Raw genomic sequence first — 19,568 nt, forward strand, 5'->3', positions numbered from 1 at the left:
AAGGAAAAGGAAATCTCAGTCATGCAATTTATAGTCTTTATAGTAGGTGCCTTCTTGATGGGAGCCATTACCCCCATCTATCTGCCAATGAATAGCTCTGTGGCTCGGTATGTAGGTTCGCCAATTCTAGCCAATATAGCTTTCTTTTTTATGGGTCTGGCTACCACCTTTATAGCTTTGTCGATAACCTTGCTGTTGACATCAAACATCGATGGGTTAGCGATCGCTTCAAAATTCAAAAATGTTCCCATCCATCTATATCTCAGTGGTGTCTTTAGTGCTTTGTTAGTCTTCGGAACCACCACCTTGATTCCCCGTTTGGGAGCTAGTACTTTCTTTGTTTTGTTTGTGTTGGGTCAGGTGGTGATGGCAGCAGTGGTCAGCCATCTAGGTATCTTAGAGTCTCCTAAAGACCCGATTTCGCTCCAAAAAATTGTCGGTATCATCTTCTTGATCGCAGGTGTAGGGCTAGTTACATTTTCTAATGTTAAAGAAATCAGTTGGCTACCTAATTTCTTAAAGACCTTTGATGCCAGCCTTTAGCAGCAATAATCTACCCTCAATTAAACTCATCTTAAGCAGAGTTAGTCTAGGAATGAAATGCTAGTAAACGTTACAACCAGTTCTGTAATCAACGCATCGGTTGAACAAGTATGGGCGAAAATCCGCGACTTTAATGGCCTACCTGATTGGTATCCGTCTGTAATCGACAGCCAGATAGAAAATGGTGAGCCTAGCAACAAAATAGGCTGTATCCGTAGTTTTAATCGTGAAGATGGACTGAACCTGCGGGAGCAATTACTAGGACTTGACGATCAAAAATATGTCTGCACCTATTCCCTGCTAGAGCCTAATAAGCCGATGGAAGACTACATTTGTACTATACGGCTGTTACCAATTACAGATGGCGATCGCACTTATATCGAATGGTTCGCAGACTTTAAATGCTTGCCTGAAGAAGAAACCGAATTACGGCAGAATCTCGAACAGGTGTTTCAAGTCGGTTTTGATGCCTTAAACAAAATTTTCAGCAGCTAATATGGATTTTAGCAAACGAGCTTTTTTGAAAACAGCAATGGATCTGTCCGTTGCTGCGGTGGTGAGTCCGTTGGCGACACCCGCATCCCCAGTTAGCAACAATACTACTAAGTTCAGCAAAAAAATTGCGATTGAAGAGGCTTTTGCAACTCCAGAATTATTTGATGAGTGGCGCAAACTCCTTGCTACTAATTCAGAAAAAGAACCTGGATTCCAAAAATTGTACAAACCGTTTCTGAATAGCCCTGCAACTAAAGAGATCCGCGATCGCCTCACTGATGTGGGAGATAGTCGCATTCGTGACATGGATCAAAATGGAATTGATATGCAGATATTGTCAATCACGTCGCCGGGTGTTCAAGTATTCAGTACCAACAAAGCCGTAGATATCGCCAAAAAGAGCAACGACCAACTAGCTGAATTCATCTCTGCTTACCCACATCGGTATGCCGGGCTTGCCGCAGTAGCGCCCCAAGCACCGAATGAGGCTGCCCACGAGTTGGAAAGAGCAGTAAAATATCTGGGTCTCAAAGGTGCAATAATTAATTCTCACACTCACGGGGAGTATTTGGATCAATCAAAATATTGGGTAATATTTGAAGCTGCCCAAGCATTGGATATACCAATTTACTTACATCCAAGAACACCTTCTCCAGATATGATAAAACCTTTTCTCTCATACGGTCTCGAAGGTGCTGGTTGGGGCTTTGCTGTCGAGACTAGCACCCACGCGATGCGTTTAATCCTAAGTGGTTTATTTGATCACTTTCCCAAACTTAAATTTATTCTAGGGCATTTAGGCGAAGGTATACCGTTTTGGCTTTCCCGGATTGACGGTCGTTTTGCTAATGAAACTTGGACAAAAATGGATGATTCGAATCAAGCAAAAAAGCGGCAAAAAAAACCAAGCGAATATTTCATGGATAACTTTGTTGTTGCCACCAGTGGGGTAAACTGGTCTCCAGCTTTGACGTTTGCCCTTTCAGTATTAGGTTCCGACCGCATATTATTTGCGATTGACTATCCGTATGAATCGACAGCCAAAGCAGTTGAAGGTATAGATAGTACACCTATGAGCGATGTTGATAGAAAAAAAATATACTATTTGAACGCAGAAAATTTGTTTAAACTGAAAACCGATGTAAAGTATGAGTAGGTGTGGTGTCAGATCGTCATTCACGATGGCTGAAACCCTTATTTTTACGTTCGTTTTCAAAAGTTTGTGCTTTACTGAAAAATTAAGAAGTCCGAATATCTTCTATCTCCTGCCTTCTCTACAGCACCCATGAAAGAACTTCAAAACATCCTCGCAGCTTTTGACTTTGCTCAAAAGAAAGGTGAACTTACTGCTCTAGCCACCGTTGTCAAAACTAGTGGCTCTGTCTATCGTCGCCCAGGTGCTAGGATGCTGCTGACTGAAGAAGGGCAAATGATTGGCTGTGTGAGCGGTGGTTGCTTAGAAAGTGATGTGTTTGAAAAAGCCCAAGCCCTGATGTTTGCTGATGGAGTTCCGGTTGTTGTCAACTATGATACTACTGCTAGCGATGATATTGTTTGGGGATTTGGTCTTGGTTGTAATGGTGTAGTTGAGGTACTCATCGAGCCGCTTTCTAACCAATTAGCCAAAGGTCAGCTAGATTTTATTGCTGAATGTCTGCATGGGCAATCGGGGGTCATGGCTACTGTATTTAAAGTGAGTGGAGAAATCATCGCCAAAGTAGCATCTCGATTGTTCTTAAAGCCAGATGGTACTGTTATTAATAATATTGAAGATAAATTACTTGTGGAGCAGATTTTGGTAGATGTCCAACAAGTACTCAACCAAGGGGAATCGCGGGTAAAGTCTTATATTCTTCCCAGTGGTATTGCTGGAGTCTTCCTAGAAGTGATTCATCCTATTGTTCCTTTGGTACTTTTTGGTGCAGGCCATGATGCCATCCCAGTTGTCAATCTTGCCAAACACCAAGGTTGGCAGGTCACAGTTGTCGATAACAGACCAGGCTACATCACATTTGAACGTTTTCCCAATGCAGACCAAATTATTTTTAGCGAACCTCAAACAATTCAAAACCACCTCAATCTGAATTCACGCACAGTTGCTATAGTTATGACTCATAGGTATGAGAGTGATTTGGCACTGTTGCGAACCTTGTTACCATCCTCTGTATCCTACATTGGTATTCTTGGCCCTAAAAGCCGTACTCAGCGATTGCTACAAGACCTCAAGTCTGAGGGATTTTTGCCAAAAGATACACAACTGCAACGTCTTTACGCTCCTGTGGGTCTTGATATTGGTGGAGATTCACCAGAAGCGATCGCGCTCTCAATCGTAGCAGAAATTCAAGCAGTGCTGGCAAATCGCGCTGGTGGAATGCTTAGGGCAAGACTTGGCTCAATTCATGGAGAGGAAATCACATGTCTGATGTCGGTCTAATTATTCTTGCTGCTGGTGCATCAGTTCGGATGGGAACGCCAAAACAACTTCTACGTTACGGTGAACAGAGTTTGATTGGCCATGTAGTTGATGTGGCAAATGCTTCAGTTTGCCACCCAATTATTGTTGTATTAGGGGCATATTCTGAACTTATCAAACCAGAGATTAAATCAGAACAAGTACATATTGTAGAAAATCCCCTTTGTGGTGAGGGAATAAGTAGCTCTATTCGTGTTGGTATAGAATCCCTTAATATCATCAAAAAAGAAGCAAAAGCTGTTGTTTTGATGGTATGCGATCAACCTTTTATTTCACCTCAACTCATCAATAAACTTGTTGAAGTTCACGAAACTACTCTTAAGCCAATTGTTGCTTCACAATATGCAAATACTCTAGGTGTTCCTGCATTATTTAACCGCACTTTATTTGCAAAACTAACCGCACTCAGTGGTACGGATGGTGCAAGACAGGTAATTAAAAAATATCTTGGAGAAGTTTTAGCAATTCCTTTCCCAGAAGGTGGATTCGACTTAGATACTCCAGACGATTACGAGCAGCTTTTGTTGAAGAAGAATTCAGAATAGCTCCGGTCAGAATCAAGATGCTTTCTATGAGACGCTGCGCGTAGCAAGTCGTTTCGATAAAAAATGGGACGGGATTTTAGTATTTATAATACAGCATATAAATAGTTAAGGGTTGTAAGCTGTTGCATACAACCCCATTTAAAATTACACAGCCACTTTTTTCACATTCTCAAGCTGACTAACCTTATCCCACCAACTCCGCAGTTTCGGAGTTTGAGCAGTAATTGCCTCAAATTCCGAAGTCTGTGATAGGTAGATGAAGATAGGAATTACGTAGAAATCGGCAATGCTTAGTTGGCTGCCAAGTAGATACGGGCTACCAACAGCTAGCGATTCAATTGCCTCTATAGACCTTTGTACAGGCACTACAGCCTTTTGTACCAAGTCAGAATCTGTCTTGCCGCCCTGACTTGGTACAATCAAGCATTGAATCACAATTGTTCCAAAAGGAGCATAAAGATAGTTATCAATAATCGCTATTATCTGACGCATCCGCGCCTTGAGCATCGGTTCAAATGGGGTGAACTTGTCATCAGCAAACACTATATTGAGGTATTCGGTGATTGCTGTTGTTTCGTAAAGCAGTTCACCATCGACTTCCAGAGTTGGTATTTTTCCAAAAGGATTTTTGGACAAATACTCTGCTGACTGGTGTTCTCCAGTAAAGATATCAATTCCTTTAAGGGTGTAATCTACACCTGCGGATTCTAGTAACAACCGGACAGTGCGAACATAAGTACTGAGGGGAGTTCCGTAAACTATGAGTTTGGTCATTATTTTCAAATTCCTCGGCTTTGAGCCATCATCTTTGATTACTGAATCGGTGTTATGGCGATCGCTTACTCTGGCTTTCGACCAGTTACAATACTCCAGTAGCCAAATGTCGGTTTAACCTCAATATCAATAAACCCAACCTCTGCCAGCAAGGTAGATAACTCCAGACCTGAATATTCTTGTCCGCCAGCGCACCAAATCTGCATGATTACATTGAACGCTGCTGTAGCTAAAGGCCCTGTCCGATTATCGTTAAATAGCCACTGGTGAATAATTATCCGTCCACCAGGCTCTAGACTATCAAAGCTTTTTCTAGTCAGAAAACGATTTTTCTCAAAATCATAATTGTGATAAATCAGCGAGTAAAAGTGCAAATCAGCAGAGGGGAAAGGATCATTCCACATATCGCTAATTTCAGTACTGATTTGCTCTAATAGTCCATACTCAGCAATATACTCTTGAGCGACTTCGCAGACTGGTCCTATATCCAAAATCGTCGCTTTCAAGTCAGGCCATTTGAGTGTTGCACCGATGCTGTGAGCGCCAGAACCCCCAGCAATATCCAGCATATATCTATTGCTAGATAAGTCTAGACTTTCGGGCCACGCCAAGGCAGGAGGAATACTAATGCAATGCATGGCTTTTGTAAAAGTGCGGGTAACTTGATCTTTTTCTTCTTGTTCATGAACTTCGTAGAGAGAATCACCCTCATAAACAGTAGGAGCATCTGTCAAAATAGCTTTCTTCACTCCCGCGTAAGAGAAAGAATCAGCGTTAGCAATCATCAAGTCTAAATACCCACAAAAAGAAGTAGGGCTAGTTTCAATTAAATACTCATAAGCAATGGTTGTAAGCGAGTAGTACTCATCTTTTAGTTGGATAAAATCCATAGATGCACATACAGACAAAAGCGTCCCAGTTGCTCTTAGTGCAAGGTTAAGACTTTGAGAAATTTCTTGTAAAGTGCGTGGTTTTTCAGCTAGCAAGGGAAACAGTTTTAGCTCATGAGCAACTAGTAAAGTTGGGTAATTGTACAGGCCAACGATCACATCCCAAACCTGTGTACCATCTGTTTTTGGTTTGTGAAGCTTGTTAATTTGAGCTTTACTTATCGCTTGGGTCATTTTTGTTCTCCTAGTAATTTCAAAAATGGGTAGTGGTAAATATGTAGTAAAAAGGCAGATTTACCAATTTATATTTGCGTTGTTAGACAAATTAAGTAGAATGGTAAATTTTGCCTATCACCATATTCCATTGCATACTTAGCTTGACTATAAAAACCAAAGCCAACTACAGATATAGATGAGACACAGCAGTGATGTTCTCATCACCGTGACCTTGCTTGATAGCTTCCGTAAAGACACGTCGAGCAGTTTCTGCCATTGGCACTAACGCACCATTTATTTTCGCTGTATCAAACACATAGCCTAAATCTTTCTCCACAAGCTCAACAGGAAACATTGGGGCAAAGTTGTGAGCCAGTATTCCACCCGCCGCTGCCTTTGCTGCCGGGCTACACACCGGAGTTGAAGATACAATATCCATCACCTTGATTTCATCTAGTCCGCAACGTTGTATGAGTCCAATCAACTCACCTACAGTTGCAACTTGCACACTAAACAACGCATTGACAGCAAGTTTGACTGCTGCCCCGCTACCACTTGGGCCAGCATGATGTACCGCGTTGCCCATAGCTTTTAAAATAGGCTCTGCCTTTGCAACAGCATCAGCTTCACCACCAACAAAGTAAATTAACTGGCTTGCTTTTGCCTGCGGTCGGGAGCCAGCTACAGGTGCATCCAAGAAGGTGATTCCGTCCTGAGAACAGTGCTTTGCGAGTTCCCTTGCCCAAGCAACAGTTACTGTTGAGCTTTCAATAGCTACGGAGTTTTTAGACAAGCCAGCCAGTGCGCCAGTATCAGGATTTAACCATACATCCCTTGAAGCGTTGTCATCTCGCACCATGCAGATAGCAAAGTCTGCTTCCTTCACAGCTGCACGAGGTGTATCGGCAGCTTTAGCTCCTATCTCCACAAGAGGAAGTGTCTTTTCTGGACTTCGGTTCCATACCCTGACCTCATGCCCTGCCTTTAAAAGTGCTGCGGCCATGAGTGACCCCATCGCACCCATACCGAGTACAGCAACTATAGACATATATTATTTCCTTAGACATAAGATTGTTTTCTTGGAGATCAGCTTACTTTATATATCAAATGGTATCAATAGTTGCTATTGCATTATATTCGTGCATAATATACAAGAATGGATTTGGAAAACTTACGTATTTTCATTGAAGTGGCCCGCCGGGGCAGTTTTGCTGCCGTTGCCCGAGACCATAACATAGATCCCTCATCTATATCGCGAGTCATCGCCTCTCTTGAGGAAGAATTAGGCATACGCTTATTCCAGCGAACAACAAGGCACATGACACTAACTGAGGCTGGAAATCTCTATCTGTGTCGCGTTGATGCCCTGTTAGATGAGCTAGAGCAAGCCCGTGACGAAGCCCTTGCAGTCAGTGTTGGGCCTATCGGTACTTTGAGACTCACAACCTCAGTAGCATTTGGTCATAAATACCTTGTGCCCTTACTCCCAGAATTTCGGGATTTATTTCCGGATCTCAAACTTGAGTTATTACTAACAGATACAAATCTTGATTTAGTATCTGAACGCGTTGATTTAGCAATCCGTCTCGGACCAAACATTCAGACTGGTGTTATCTGCATAAAATTGTTCAACACCCATTATCGAGTTTGCGTTAGCCCTGCCTATCTAGAGCGTGAGAAGTACTTATATGTTCCAGACGATCTTAGATTTCATAAGTGCTTGCTTTTCACTTTACCAGACTTCCGGTCAAGGTGGTTATTTCGTGACGGTAACGGAATAGTCAGCGAAGTATTTATTGAAGGCGATGTGGTGATATCAAATGCTTTAGGACTTCGTGATTGTGCCCTTGCAGGTATGGGACCTGCACTGTTAGCCAATTGGCTGATTGACGAAGATATAGCCCAAGGAAGGCTTATCGACTTGTTCCCAAAGTATGATGTGACTGCGACGGATTTCGAGACAGCCGCGTGGGTTTTATACCCTAGTCAAACTTATTTACCAAATAAGGTACGAGTCATGGTTGACTTTTTAACACGAAAATGTATTGCTAAGTAATACTCTGTTAGGTGAACCTAACTCAGCTAAGGATTTTACTAAATTGGTATTTGTTTTGTTAATTTAACAGATTTAGTCTGGGAGAGGAATTTTTTTCAGTCGTTGCTAATTTTAGAAATCATATCAACATCTAGAGACGTTCTATTGAACGTCTCTAGACCAGGCAAATTAACGTTGTACTGGATTTAATTTACCCCGAATATCTCCAAAAAAGGTCTGACTTTTTGTATGCAAATTAAAGTAGAGTTCACTACGTTTTGCAAATTGTTCCATACCGGCAATTGTTTTTACTTTATCCCATCTTACTGGCCCAATTGGACATCCTAAGAGGTAAGCCCCTAGAATATCATGTCCAGAATTAGTCGTATTTTCGATATTTTCATTTGTTAATTCTGTGGAAAAAATATTATCCGCGAAATTCTGCTGAATGTTACCGGAAAGAGCAAAGTCAACTAGGATCGGTCCAAGCACGTCCGGTTTGCCACAATGAATATGAAACATGACTATATCTTGAGGATTTACACCTTCAACCTGAACAGCAACAAATGCTTTACTCAAATCCTTAGTAAATTTTACAAGTCCATGTCCCTGTGATTTGCGCTGATTTCTAGGTACAGAAGGTGCTGTAGAGCGAAAAGATGACGGGATAAATTTTGGTGCATTCTCCTCTTCACCTGGTTCTTGACCGGGACTCAGAAAAGCTTCGTAAACAAAACCAATTTCTTGATTATTACTTGGATTTAGGTTAATTGCAAGCTGCTGATTTGAAGTAATTTCTGGATTTATATTTTGAGCGAAAGCTTTTCTTTCTTGTAGAGGTAATACAGTTAAGCAGATAAAAAATAGTAGGCAAGTTAGGGCATTTAATATATGTTTACCAAGCATAAAGTTATGATTTCAAGAAGTTAATGAGAATTAAAAATAACGTCAAACTTCGTGAAATATACTACTAATATTATTGGAGTTGCCTCTGTATATCTACTAATTTTTATCCCCAAGAATATCTTTCCTGTGCCATCCTTTGAGGAGGAGCATCCACTTTTAACATTTTCTAAAATTAATAACTTACCCTCAATTCCTTTATAAATATCAACTGTTTTATATTCAGCTTTATCTAGGCGAGAAAAACTTTGCAGCGATAAACTACGCTTACTTTCTTTGATCGCAGATTTTCTCTCATTAGTCGTTCGGTGTCTGTTACCTTATATACATCGTTTGTTGTGTCAAATTAGGCGTTATGTGTAATTTTATGTTCAAAAATTAAATAGAAGTCTTCTATCAAAGTTAGAATGGCATAAACCTGGAGAAAACGATGACATTAGAAACAGAGACACTACAGGCGACATCATCAACTTCTACCTTTGAAACACCTGAGAATCAGCAGGAATTTAACTGGAGACAATCTTGGTATCCTGTCTGTTTTCTGCAAGATTTGCCTACAAATCGTCCTTATACTTTTTCGTTATATGAAGAACCCTTCGTTTTGTTCAAAGCCCAAAATGGACAGCTTGTCTGTTTAACAGATCGTTGTTCTCACCGTGCAGCTAGACTTTCTGATGGACAAATTATTGATGGCAAAATAGAATGTTCGTACCACGGTTGGCAGTTTGGCAATAATGGTGAATGTCTACACATTCCCCAGTTACCAAGTGATGTAAAAATTCCAGTAAATGCTTGCGTGCCATCCTTTAAAGTCTTGGAACGTCAAGGTATAATTTGGATGTGGGCAGGTGAAGCCGAAACAGCTATTGATGAGCTAATTCCATCACTACCAGATTGGAATAACCCAGAATGCTTCAACTTAGACTATGTACGTGACCTACCTTACGACCAAAGCTATTTTATTGAAAATATTATTGACCCGGCTCATGTTCCAATCAGTCATGATGGCATCATGGGAAGTCGAGAAGATGCCCAAGCTTTGGAAATAGAAGTTATTGAAAGCAACGTTCAGGGAATTAAGGGAAGGTGGCGACGAACACGGAAACCTAATCTGCCTTGGATTTCATTAGATTTCATTGCTCCTAATTTGATTCTTTACAAATTTGCTAATGGACAGCAAGGTAAATTTGGGGGCACAGCCTTGTATTCAATTCCACTAGGTAAGAATAGATGTCGGATTCTCATCAGAAATTATAGTAACTCTTTTACCCAAAAAATCAAGCTGATGCCGCCTTGGTTAGATCACATCTTGATAAGAAACAAAATCTTGGAAGGTGATTTGCAATTAGTTGTTGAACAAAAAGCACAAATTGAGCGTTTGAAAAAAAATCTCAAAGAAGTGTATTTACCTCTGAAGACATCTGATACTTTGGTGGTTGAGTATCGCAAGTGGCTAGATAAATTTGGGTCGTCTTTGCCGTTTTATCAAGGTTATTCCACCTCAAAAAATGTCGGTAATAGCGAGTTCGATGAGAAGTTGGTAACATTAGACCGATTTTCGCAACATACAATTATTTGTCATTCCTGCAATCAAGCTTATCAAGTGACAAATAAAGTCAGACAAAGTTGTATAGGGGTAGCGATCGCTTTAGCTGCTGTAGGGATACTTGCAGATGATTCTAGAATCAGAATAGCAGCAATATCGGTTTCTATAACAGCAATTTTAATATCCACTATGGCTCAGACACTCAAAACTCACTTTGAGCGTTCCTACACTCGTCACTAAAATCCTGACTGGGAGGAAATTCAAAGTCTCTCCTTCTAGGCTAAGGTGTATACACATCTCTCCAATATTTTTCGGTTAAACCCAATAATCTCTCTTTTGGTCTGGGGAAAGGTTAAAGGGCAATGGGGAAAGGGAAATTCAAACCCTTTCCACCTTAAACGAAAACTATTGCACATCTCTCTACAAAACTAAAATGCTGTAGTTCCTCCTAAATCCTCTGATAAATTGGAGTACTTTGAGAGGTTTTTACCCCCAATTTATCGCAGGACTGGGTGGAGTGGATCAAAAGGTTGTAGGACAACTTTAAAAGACTTATGTGTACACCGTAGCCTAGAAAGAGAGAGAAATAAAAGAGAGGTTCTCCAGAAACTGTGAAAAGTCAGCAGGAAATGGGTATTAAACCACTTAATTTTAGATAATTGTTTATTAATGTGACCTTTGATAATGGGAATGAAAAATCAGTTTCACATAACGGTATGCTGTTAAGTACCATTCTCATAAAAGTTAATCTATCCCATGAAAAACACATCTGCAAAGGAAAAGAATGCAGGCATTTCACGATTTGGCAAGCTTAATTTTAGAGTTACGAATAAACAGATTTTATTTAGCACCCTTATTCTATGTCTTGGTTTGCTAGGATTGGCTGGCTTCTGGTTTAAATCCAGATATAAATTTGATAATAAGATGAGTGTAAAGCTACAAGAATTATCTAATGTCGATTATCCAGTCAATCCCGCACCCTTGGGTAAAAATTTTCAAAGATATTCTCAGAGGAAATTAACAATTATTAAGAGAGATGATACACATTTCGATTTTGTGATTGAGCCAACAGACAACAAAACGGCGCAAATCATTATAAAAAATGTTGATTTAGAGCTATTAGTTCCTAAAGCACCAGAATGGGTTAAAAAAGATCAAGGTTTAGAAATAATCGCTTTTACAGACCGGGAGTGGAACAGACAACAGGTTAGTTTTCCTGCTAACTCACCAAATATAGAAATTAGTGGCGGAGATGGTTTTGAAAAGCAAAATCTGGTAGAAGTGGCTTTGGCTAATAATTGCTTAAATGCAGGATTTTGGGAAATTTTACTTTTCACTAAAGAGGATGGTAATAAAACCCTTTATTATCAAAGTTGGTTTACTTTCCCGATGGGACATTACAAAAATATTTTTGAGAAAATCAATAACATTTCTTATTGGAAACATTGGTGGAAGTTAGAACACTGGCAAGATCCAAGTGGCACAATAGTCAAGAGTAATCTTCTAAGAAACGTACTCGATCAAAAAGAAGTTGCTACTCAATTTTCCCTTGATGAAAGGATAATTGTGTCGGGAGAGCAGAGTAGAAAAGTTAGAACTACACTAGCGAAAAATATTACAAAATGGAGAGATTTTTACGACGCTAAAAATGAAATTAAATTTGCCAGTTTTCGACCACCAGGATTTTACGATCAAAATAAGCCTTGGGGAAATCAATACTGGAGAATAGGCAAATTTGACAAAACTATTTTAAGGAACATTAAACCGATTGGCATTGAACAAAATTTACAAGAAATTGAGTTAGTATTCACAGATATTAAGACTAATGAGCAAAATAGATTACTTATCAGTGGCATTAATCTTAAAAAGCTTCCTCAATTGCCTGTAGAAGAGTATCCTAAAGGTTTATATATGCCTATGGGAATTGGCATACCTCCTTTTTATCAAAGCTACGATGAATTAACGAAAAATTATCCAGATGTCAGCCCATACTTCAGTTTTTTAATAGATTCGCAGGAGAGGTGGATAGATCATCACCATTTAGCTGTTGATGGTTCAGTGATGCACCTTGATAAAGATAACCCAAATCTTCTGCATCTTTACTTGCTATCCTACGAAAGGAATACTTTAATAGCTCATTTTTTGATTGATTTAAAATAGATATATTCTTTCTCTTATTCGTCTAGTAAGATAGGGAAAATCTTCACAGATAGAATTGAAGTAACTGGTTGACTTTAATATTTAGTCAATCGGTACTTGCTTAAGCAAAGCTATCCACATATCAGATGGATCGGAATAATAATCAACTTCTTCTACTTGATATTGATAAGATTCAAAACCTTCTCGTAAAATAATGCGATCGCAGGGTTTAATGTCTTTCCCTACTCCAGTCATATATCCTATCATTCCTTCATTGAGGCGCTCAAATACGTAGTCGCTTCCCCAGGCTAATTGGCTATAATCGTGTATTTTATTTTTCTTCTTTAATTCACTTACTGGAAAGCTCACTAGAGCTAACTTGCTTAAAAAACTAAAACTTAAGTTCATACCTGTCCTGAGCAAAGACATAAATGAGTTCTCCCAAAGAAGAAATCTATAACGAAGAGTTCTGGACTATAGGTGAATCTCAATCATTTTTAAATCACCAATCCAGAATCGAACAGGTGGACAATTTAGTTAGAAATCAACCGCATTGATAGCTAGTAAAGGAATTTATTACCCAATGTCCAATTAAGTGCCTGTACCCTATAATTAGCAAAACTAAATTACAAGCAATTCGTCGAAAAAAGACTCACAAAATAATTTTAAAATAAGATTAATAATTTACAATTAATTTTTCTTAATTCTTAATTATTAGTCTTTAATTTTATTTAAGATATCTTTTTGTCAACAATAATTTAAATCTACAGTATCATCAACCGCAGATTCAACTGTAAAATCACCGAATTATTATATAAAGCTGGTCAGATATAATATTTTTTTACTGGACTAGATCATCTAAAATTATAAAGATTTTATGTCTTGAGAATGCAATCTATGTATATTTTTTAATATACATAGCTTCTAGTCCCTACTTGTAGTTTTTAGAGCGATATCTATCTGCTTCAGTAGTCTTTCGAGGGTAGAAGAGTTATCTAAAACTATATCTGCACGAGCCACTTTTTCTTCGATAGATAATTGGCTGTTGATCCTGGCTTGCGCCTGTTGTCTATTTAAATGATTTCGTTGTATCAATCTTTGTAGTTGTTGCTCTTGAGAACAACACACTACCCAAATTTCTGTAACCAAATCAGTCATTCCCGCTTCAAATAATAGAGGCACTACTAACACCAGTGTTTGTAAGGAAGATTGGGCAATTGCTTTGAGGAAGCGATCGCGCACATCAGGATGAATCAAATTGTCTATCCAGTTGCGTTCATCTTGACGATTAAAGATAATTTCGCCTAGCTTTTGGCGGTTGAGGTTGCCATCTGGTAATAAAATTTGTTCGCCGTAACGCCCGGCGATCGCACTCAGAATAGGCGAACCTAAAGATACTGCTTCTCTTGCATAAATATCTGCATCCAGAATCGGCAGGTTATAAGCGCTAGCTAAATAATTGGTGACAGTGGTTTTGCCTGTGGCAATACCTCCGGTTAAGCCGATTATACGTTTTTTCATTAGTCATTAGTCATTAGTCATTGGTCATTAGTCATTGGTCATTTGAGATTAAGAATTTATGGCCCATGTTACCAATGCTTGAGTTAAACCATCTAAAGTATATTCTTGGGCTTCTACATCTACACGCCCGAATAAATCATGACAAGTTTTAGAGGTTTGAGGGCCGATAGAGGCAATACAAACGCCCTCTAGGAGTTGACTAACATCAGAGCTTTGGGACAATATCTTCTCAGTAAGCTGGTAGAAAAATTGCACAGTTTTAGAACTGGCAAAAGTAATTACATTTACCTTACGGTTTTGGATAGCTAACTCTGCCGCAGGTGGAACACTATTAGGACAACAAGATTGATATGCGGCAACTTCAATTACTTTTGCTCCCTTGAGAGTTAATTCTTTAACCAAAACTTCTCTTCCGCCGCTTTCAACTCTGGGAAATAAAACTTTTTTACCATTCAGTTCCTCTGGAAAATTTTCTATTAAAGAATCGGCAACAAAGTTGGGGGGAATAAAATCTGCTTGGAGAGAGTATTGTTTGAGACTATTGGCTGTTTTCTCGCCAACGACGGCAATTTTTACACCTGCTAAGGCACGGGTATCTTTACCTTGGGCAATTAACCTTTCAAAAAAGTAATCTATGCCATTGCTAGAAGTGAGAATTAACCAGTCGAACTGAGATAAATGAGCGATCGCATCATCCAAAGCTTCCCAACTGGAAGGCGGGCCAATTTCTAAGGTAGGCATTTCGATGACTGTTGCACCTAATTTCATGAGGCGATCGCTAAATGTACTCGACTGTCCAACTGAACGTGTCACCAAGATTGTTTTACCAGTGAGGGGTTCGGAAGAGGCAAAGAGGTTGTTTAACATTGGAGTTTGGGCTGTAGTCGAATCCTGATAATCTATTTTCTCAGGTTGTAAGTACTTATGTAGCCCAACAACTTCGCCAACAACAATTACCGCCGGGGAAAGTGATAATCCGGTGGTTTGTGCCAAAATATTGCCCAGTTGCGCTGTCCAAATTTGTTGACGAGGAGTTCCCGCCCAACGGATGATTGCAATGGGTGTTAAGTGCGATCGCCCGTGTTGCACCAATTGCTGTACAATCTCTGGCAGATGTTGCCCTCCCATCAAAATTACCAGTGTCTCTAAGCGTGAGAGTGCCTCCCAGTCTAAAACCTCTGGTTCATGAGCTGTAAGCACTGCAAAACAACGACTCAACACCGGATCTGTAAGGGGAATTCCTGCAAACAAGGGTGCTGCAAGGGCAGAAGAAATTCCTGGTATCAGTTCAAAATCACAACCCGATGCTTTCAACGCTTCAATTTCAGAAGTGCAACGCCCAAAAATCAATGGATCGCCTGATTTGAGCCTGACAATTTGTTTTCCTTGTTGGCAATATTTTACTAGTAACTTATTAATCTCAACTTGGGTTGTACTAGGTTTACCACCGCGTTTCCCAACATCCAACTTCAAGCAATCAGGTGGTACACACTGCAATAATTGAGCATCTACCAGGGCATCGTAGACTAAAACCTGAGCAGCATCTAAGAGATTATAAGCTTTTACAGTCAGGTATGCCACATCTCCAGGCCCAGCACCTACGAGGTAGACTTTGCCCTTTTCTTCAATTTTTGTCATTTGTCATTTGTCATTTGTCATTTGTCATTTGTCATTTGTCATTTGTTATTACTTCCCCATTCCCCATTCCCAATTCCCATTATTCAATTCGTTCGGATATTAATTTTTTTGATTAGCTGCTCGACTTGCTCAACCATTTCCTTGTTGTCTTCAGCTTGGAATAACTCTTTGGCTTTTTTGAGATTAACGATCGCTTCTTCTAGCTGTTGTTCTCGTCCTAAAGTGATGCCCAAATTATAATAAGTGAAGGCATCATTAGGTACAAGGCTAATAGCTTTTTTGTAATGTGCGATCGCTTCTTGGGGTTTACCTTGATCGTCCATCGCATTTGCTAAACCTGTGTAAGCTTGTGCGTGTTTTGGATCGATGCGAATCGCTTCGGTATAGTCGGCGATCGCTTCAGTTAGCTTGCCTTGAGCGTAAAAAGCGCTTGCTAAATTATAGTGAGCGTCTGCATAGTTGGGTTCAAGGCTGAGAGCTTGTTTGTATTGGGCGATCGCTTCTTCTAGTTTGCCTTGAGCGTAGAGAGTATTTCCCAAGGCATTATAACCTGCGGGATTTTTTGGAGAGAGGTGAATGGCTGCTGTATATTCGGCGATCGCTTCAGCTGACTTTCCTTGAGCGTACAAAGCATTGCCTAAGTAATAGTGAGCGTCTGCATAGTTGGGATCAAAGCTAATGGATTTTTTGTACTGAGTCACTGCCTCTGCTAGCTCACCTTGATCGTACAGAGCATTTCCCAGACGCGCGTAAGTTGGCGCATAACTGGGTTTGAGGCGAATAGCTGCTGTATATTCGGTGACTGCTTCGGTTAGCTTACCTTGAGCGTAGAGAGCATTTCCTAAGTTATAGTGAGCGTCTGCATAGTTTGGTTCAAGACTGAGGGCTTTTTTATACTGTGCGATCGCAGGTTCTAACTGATTGAGCCTTGCTAAAGTCAAACCCAAATTAAAGTAGGCTCCAGAGTCATGAGGATCGAGGCTGATGGCTTTTTTGTAATGTGCGATCGCTTCTTGGGGTTTGCCTTGATCGTCGAGAGTATTTGCCAAAGCAATATAAGCTTGCACAAAGTTGGGTTCTAGTTCAATGGCTTTGCGAAAAGCCGCCTCTGCTCCTTTGAAATCTCCTTGTTTGTATAGATTGCTTCCTTGCTCAAAGTTAGCAACTGCGTTTTTGTTGCCAGGAAGTGCTGCTCGATTTGAGTCTGGAATTTTTGATAAAACAACGCCAACATCTTTACCAAAAGCAGTATTGCCATTACTCAAACACAAGCAGATAATAGCTGCTACCAGTACATTCTTGTTTTTCAGCATTTTTATTACCTTACCTGCTTGGTTTATATATAAAATCGACTTGTATAGCTTTGGCTTAGTTATAGCAGGAATTATAAGTTATTAGCCTAACTTGATACAAGTGGATTCTCATCTAATTGTCCATTTGCATACAAAATATGAGGCTTTATTACGAGTGAAAAGTTGTTTACTAAGTAATTGTTTACACTTTTATTTCGACAATTCGAGTAATGGCTGCAATTAATTCTTCTGGATTAACAGGCTTGGATAAATACATTTGAAACCCAGCTTTTAGGGCTTCTTGCTGATCATCGTTTCTAGCAAAAGCAGTCAAGGCAATTGCTGGTATTTGTCCACCTTGTTCTGGTGTCAAAGTTCTCACTTGATGTATTAACATATAGCCATCCATCTCAGGCATACTAATATCACTGACTAACACATCTGGCTTTACGAGTACTAGGGTTTGTAATGCTTCATAAGCAGAAGATACCGCAATCACAAAAGCCCCGTCTTGCTCTAGTACAAAAGCAATAAAATCTCGTGAATCAGTATCATCATCTACAACTAAAACGCGGATACCACTGAGGGCTAAGGAGTTAGAAGTTAAGAATACAGCATAGTTTTGTTGATCCGTCAGGCTTCGGCTTTCATCTGGCATAAGCGGCAAACTAACAGTAAATATTGCCCCTTTGTCCTCACCTTCACTCTTCGCTTTGACAATACCGCCATGTATTTCGACGATATTACGCACAATTGCCAACCCTAATCCTAATCCACCAAAATTTCTTGTAGAGGTGCTATCTGCTTGACGGAAGTAATCAAAGACGAATGGCAAAAATTCAGGGCTGATTCCCTTACCTGTATCGCTAACTATAATTTGAGCATAACCATCGGCTTGCTCTAATCGCACTTCTATTTTTCCTCCCTTGGGTGTAAATTTGAGAGCGTTAGAAAGGAGATTCCAGACGACTTGCTGCAAACGAGTCGAGTCGCCCATAACTTGTCCCACATTCGGTTCAAATACTTTACTTACCTCAATTAATTTTGTTTCTGCCGCTAAACGCATTGTTTCTAGTGCCGACAATATCGTAGACTCTAGGTTAATCTTCGTAATATTCAACGTCAGTTTGCCCTGTAAAATTCTGGAGATATCCAGCAAGTCTTCGATGAGTTGAACTTGTAAATTTGCATTCCTCTCGATTGTGGCTAGTGCTTCCGATGTTTTTGCTTGGTCTAACCTCCGACTTTGCAATAACTTTGACCAGCCAAGAATTGCGTTTAGTGGAGTGCGTAGTTCGTGAGATAGGACGGCGAGAAATTCATCTTTAATTCGATTGGCTGTTTCTGCTTTCGCTCGTGCTATTTGTTCTAATTCCAACAGGTGTGCCCGTTCTTCAAGTATTTGTTTTTGTTCGTGGATATCTGTACACGTCCCAAACCACTTAACTACAATACCTTGCTCATCTTTAAGTGGTAAACCTCGCGCTAGCTGCCAACGATAGGAACCATCAGAAGCTCGTTTAAAACGATATTCATTGTTATATGTAGAGCCATTTTTTACAGCATTAGACCATACCTTATCAGCATTTTGGACATCATCTGGATGCAATGCAGCTAACCAACCAGAACCCAAGGACTGCTCTAATGTTAGCCCTGTGTAGTCGCACCAATTTTGATTAAAGAAATCACATTCACCGTTAGCATCAGTTGTCCATACAAGTTGAGGAATTGCCTCAGCTAGATAACGGTAACGTTCTTCACTTTGTCGGAGAACTTCTAAAATTCGTTGGCGTTCAAGGATTTCTTGTTGTAATTGCTCGTTGGTTTTGGTAATTTCATTGGTGCGAATAGCAACCATTTCTTCTAAATGATTTTGGTATTTTCGCAGTTCCTTTTCTACCCGTAAGCGTTCGGCTATTTGTGTTTGAAGCTCTTGATTTGCTTGTTCTAGTTGAGCAGGGCTAGGAAGTGCTAATGCTTGTGGAACTAAAGACACAAGTTGTACTGCTGTAATTACAGATATCATGGCAGTTACCGCTTTGACAAACCCTGATACCCAATAAGTTGGATGCCAAAGTGTCCAAATCTCTATTAAATGAGTAGTGCCGCAAGCCACAATAAATGCACTAAACAGCAAAAATATCCAATCAAAGGGTAAATCCTGCCGTTTACGGACAAAGTAAAATAGGGTAGCTGGAATCGAATAATAAGCTAGTGCAATGAACGCGTCAGATAATATATGTAACCAAACTAAATTCGTTTGCCATAGATAACAATGTCCATGTGGAATAAACGATCCTGATGTAAAAAAGTTAGTCCACAATTCTGATATAATTTCTGACATAAATACTGGATTATTTTGAATCTATAAAATCTACTACTCAATGCCTTTAATTAGAACAAGTTATTTGTACGTTTGAAATTTACTTTTATCTTGTCTGAAAATAGGAATAGGAGAATGACTAAATGAACCGATAGACACGGAGCGGCTACTCTACGAGTTCTCCGAAGAAGTACCCAGAGGGTAGAACATAAAGATCCCAAAGATAAGAGAGTTG

General features: G+C 39.9%; 17 protein-coding genes. 8 read left to right on the top strand and 9 right to left on the bottom strand.

Translation table 11 applies throughout. The features are described 5' to 3' along the window. Positions 1 to 21 precede the first annotated feature (21 nt). The 5 genes from V7K69_RS24220 to V7K69_RS24240 all read left to right on the top strand — a co-directional run bounded on the left by V7K69_RS24220 (position 22) and on the right by V7K69_RS24240 (position 4,056). On the top strand, positions 22 to 543 hold the full coding sequence (locus V7K69_RS24220; RefSeq protein ID WP_335039040.1) for a DMT family transporter: 522 nt from the start codon (positions 22 to 24) through the stop codon (positions 541 to 543). A 57-nt stretch (positions 544 to 600) separates the two neighbouring features. Further along, positions 601 to 1,038 carry an SRPBCC family protein gene (locus V7K69_RS24225; protein WP_335039043.1) on the top strand — a complete coding sequence of 146 codons (438 nt, stop codon included), beginning with the start codon at positions 601 to 603 and terminating at the stop codon, positions 1,036 to 1,038. Between the two features lies 1 nt (position 1,039). Beyond that, positions 1,040 to 2,194 (top strand): amidohydrolase family protein, encoded by a 1,155-nt coding sequence (locus V7K69_RS24230; RefSeq protein ID WP_335039045.1) that lies wholly within the window; start codon positions 1,040 to 1,042, stop codon positions 2,192 to 2,194. Between the two features lie 129 nt (positions 2,195 to 2,323). Beyond that, positions 2,324 to 3,472, top strand: a complete 1,149-nt coding sequence (locus V7K69_RS24235; RefSeq protein WP_335039047.1) for an XdhC/CoxI family protein — start codon at positions 2,324 to 2,326, stop codon at positions 3,470 to 3,472. Next, a complete protein-coding gene (locus V7K69_RS24240) occupies positions 3,454 to 4,056 on the top strand; it encodes a nucleotidyltransferase family protein (protein WP_335039049.1) in 603 nt (200 codons plus the stop codon). Before V7K69_RS24235 ends, V7K69_RS24240 begins: the two co-directional genes overlap by 19 nt. A 144-nt stretch (positions 4,057 to 4,200) precedes the next feature. Here the strand turns inward: V7K69_RS24240 and V7K69_RS24245 are convergent, their stop codons facing one another. The 3 genes from V7K69_RS24245 to V7K69_RS24255 all read right to left on the bottom strand — a co-directional run bounded on the left by V7K69_RS24245 (position 4,201) and on the right by V7K69_RS24255 (position 6,984). Then, positions 4,201 to 4,830, bottom strand: a complete 630-nt coding sequence (locus tag V7K69_RS24245) for a glutathione S-transferase family protein (RefSeq protein WP_335039052.1) — start codon at positions 4,828 to 4,830, stop codon at positions 4,201 to 4,203. Between the two features lie 65 nt (positions 4,831 to 4,895). Further along, a complete protein-coding gene (locus V7K69_RS24250; RefSeq protein WP_335039054.1) occupies positions 4,896 to 5,954 on the bottom strand; it encodes a methyltransferase in 1,059 nt (352 codons plus the stop codon). 166 nt (positions 5,955 to 6,120) lie between these two features. Beyond that, positions 6,121 to 6,984, bottom strand: coding sequence for an NAD(P)-dependent oxidoreductase (locus tag V7K69_RS24255; RefSeq protein WP_335039056.1), 864 nt, complete (start codon positions 6,982 to 6,984; stop codon positions 6,121 to 6,123). Between the two features lie 108 nt (positions 6,985 to 7,092). Between V7K69_RS24255 and V7K69_RS24260 the strand changes: the two genes are divergently transcribed. Next, a complete protein-coding gene (locus tag V7K69_RS24260; protein WP_335039058.1) occupies positions 7,093 to 7,992 on the top strand; it encodes a LysR family transcriptional regulator in 900 nt (299 codons plus the stop codon). A gap of 168 nt (positions 7,993 to 8,160) precedes the next feature. Here V7K69_RS24260 and V7K69_RS24265 read toward each other — a convergent pair whose 3' ends face one another. Then, entirely contained in the window at positions 8,161 to 8,877 is a 717-nt protein-coding gene (locus V7K69_RS24265; RefSeq protein WP_335039060.1) for a CHRD domain-containing protein, read from the bottom strand. A gap of 427 nt (positions 8,878 to 9,304) precedes the next feature. Between V7K69_RS24265 and V7K69_RS24270 the strand changes: the two genes are divergently transcribed. Continuing rightward, the gene (locus V7K69_RS24270) at positions 9,305 to 10,660 is read left to right on the top strand and encodes an aromatic ring-hydroxylating dioxygenase subunit alpha (RefSeq protein WP_335039062.1); all 1,356 of its coding nucleotides are present in this window, start codon (positions 9,305 to 9,307) and stop codon (positions 10,658 to 10,660) included. 516 nt (positions 10,661 to 11,176) lie between these two features. Next, positions 11,177 to 12,580: a hypothetical protein gene (locus V7K69_RS24275; protein ID WP_335039064.1), complete on the top strand. Its 1,404-nt coding sequence runs from the start codon at positions 11,177 to 11,179 to the stop codon at positions 12,578 to 12,580. 81 nt (positions 12,581 to 12,661) lie between these two features. Here V7K69_RS24275 and V7K69_RS24280 read toward each other — a convergent pair whose 3' ends face one another. The 5 genes from V7K69_RS24280 to V7K69_RS24300 form a co-directional block, all read right to left on the bottom strand. Next, positions 12,662 to 12,988 carry a hypothetical protein gene (locus tag V7K69_RS24280; protein ID WP_335039066.1) on the bottom strand — a complete coding sequence of 109 codons (327 nt, stop codon included), beginning with the start codon at positions 12,986 to 12,988 and terminating at the stop codon, positions 12,662 to 12,664. A gap of 495 nt (positions 12,989 to 13,483) precedes the next feature. Next, a complete protein-coding gene (gene coaE, locus V7K69_RS24285) occupies positions 13,484 to 14,080 on the bottom strand; it encodes a dephospho-CoA kinase (protein WP_335039068.1) in 597 nt (198 codons plus the stop codon). Between the two features lie 48 nt (positions 14,081 to 14,128). After that, positions 14,129 to 15,718: a uroporphyrinogen-III C-methyltransferase gene (gene cobA / locus V7K69_RS24290; protein ID WP_335039070.1), complete on the bottom strand. Its 1,590-nt coding sequence runs from the start codon at positions 15,716 to 15,718 to the stop codon at positions 14,129 to 14,131. A gap of 83 nt (positions 15,719 to 15,801) precedes the next feature. Then, a complete protein-coding gene (locus V7K69_RS24295) occupies positions 15,802 to 17,031 on the bottom strand; it encodes a tetratricopeptide repeat protein (RefSeq protein ID WP_335039073.1) in 1,230 nt (409 codons plus the stop codon). A 181-nt stretch (positions 17,032 to 17,212) separates the two neighbouring features. Beyond that, entirely contained in the window at positions 17,213 to 19,354 is a 2,142-nt protein-coding gene (locus tag V7K69_RS24300; RefSeq protein ID WP_335039076.1) for a hybrid sensor histidine kinase/response regulator, read from the bottom strand. Positions 19,355 to 19,568 lie beyond the last annotated feature (214 nt).

Origin of the sequence: Nostoc sp. (genome assembly GCF_036917775.1) — a bacterium.
GTDB lineage: Bacteria > Cyanobacteriota > Cyanobacteriia > Cyanobacteriales > Nostocaceae > Nostoc.

Bases quoted from the DNA above. Each gene is read 5' to 3' on its own strand.
- V7K69_RS24270 (WP_335039062.1), top strand. From the start codon at position 9,305: ATGACATTAGAAACAGAGACACTACAGGCGACATCATCAACTTCTACC.
- V7K69_RS24280 (WP_335039066.1), bottom strand. From the start codon at position 12,988: ATGTCTTTGCTCAGGACAGGTATGAACTTAAGTTTTAGTTTTTTAAGC.
- V7K69_RS24260 (WP_335039058.1), top strand. From the start codon at position 7,093: ATGGATTTGGAAAACTTACGTATTTTCATTGAAGTGGCCCGCCGGGGC.
- V7K69_RS24230 (WP_335039045.1), top strand. From the start codon at position 1,040: ATGGATTTTAGCAAACGAGCTTTTTTGAAAACAGCAATGGATCTGTCC.
- V7K69_RS24225 (WP_335039043.1), top strand. From the start codon at position 601: ATGCTAGTAAACGTTACAACCAGTTCTGTAATCAACGCATCGGTTGAA.
- coaE (WP_335039068.1), bottom strand. From the start codon at position 14,080: ATGAAAAAACGTATAATCGGCTTAACCGGAGGTATTGCCACAGGCAAA.
- V7K69_RS24300 (WP_335039076.1), bottom strand. From the start codon at position 19,354: ATGTCAGAAATTATATCAGAATTGTGGACTAACTTTTTTACATCAGGA.
- V7K69_RS24265 (WP_335039060.1), bottom strand. From the start codon at position 8,877: ATGCTTGGTAAACATATATTAAATGCCCTAACTTGCCTACTATTTTTT.
- cobA (WP_335039070.1), bottom strand. From the start codon at position 15,718: ATGACAAAAATTGAAGAAAAGGGCAAAGTCTACCTCGTAGGTGCTGGG.
- V7K69_RS24235 (WP_335039047.1), top strand. From the start codon at position 2,324: ATGAAAGAACTTCAAAACATCCTCGCAGCTTTTGACTTTGCTCAAAAG.
- V7K69_RS24275 (WP_335039064.1), top strand. From the start codon at position 11,177: ATGAAAAACACATCTGCAAAGGAAAAGAATGCAGGCATTTCACGATTT.
- V7K69_RS24245 (WP_335039052.1), bottom strand. From the start codon at position 4,830: ATGACCAAACTCATAGTTTACGGAACTCCCCTCAGTACTTATGTTCGC.
- V7K69_RS24295 (WP_335039073.1), bottom strand. From the start codon at position 17,031: ATGCTGAAAAACAAGAATGTACTGGTAGCAGCTATTATCTGCTTGTGT.
- V7K69_RS24255 (WP_335039056.1), bottom strand. From the start codon at position 6,984: ATGTCTATAGTTGCTGTACTCGGTATGGGTGCGATGGGGTCACTCATG.
- V7K69_RS24250 (WP_335039054.1), bottom strand. From the start codon at position 5,954: ATGACCCAAGCGATAAGTAAAGCTCAAATTAACAAGCTTCACAAACCA.
- V7K69_RS24240 (WP_335039049.1), top strand. From the start codon at position 3,454: ATGTCTGATGTCGGTCTAATTATTCTTGCTGCTGGTGCATCAGTTCGG.
- V7K69_RS24220 (WP_335039040.1), top strand. From the start codon at position 22: ATGCAATTTATAGTCTTTATAGTAGGTGCCTTCTTGATGGGAGCCATT.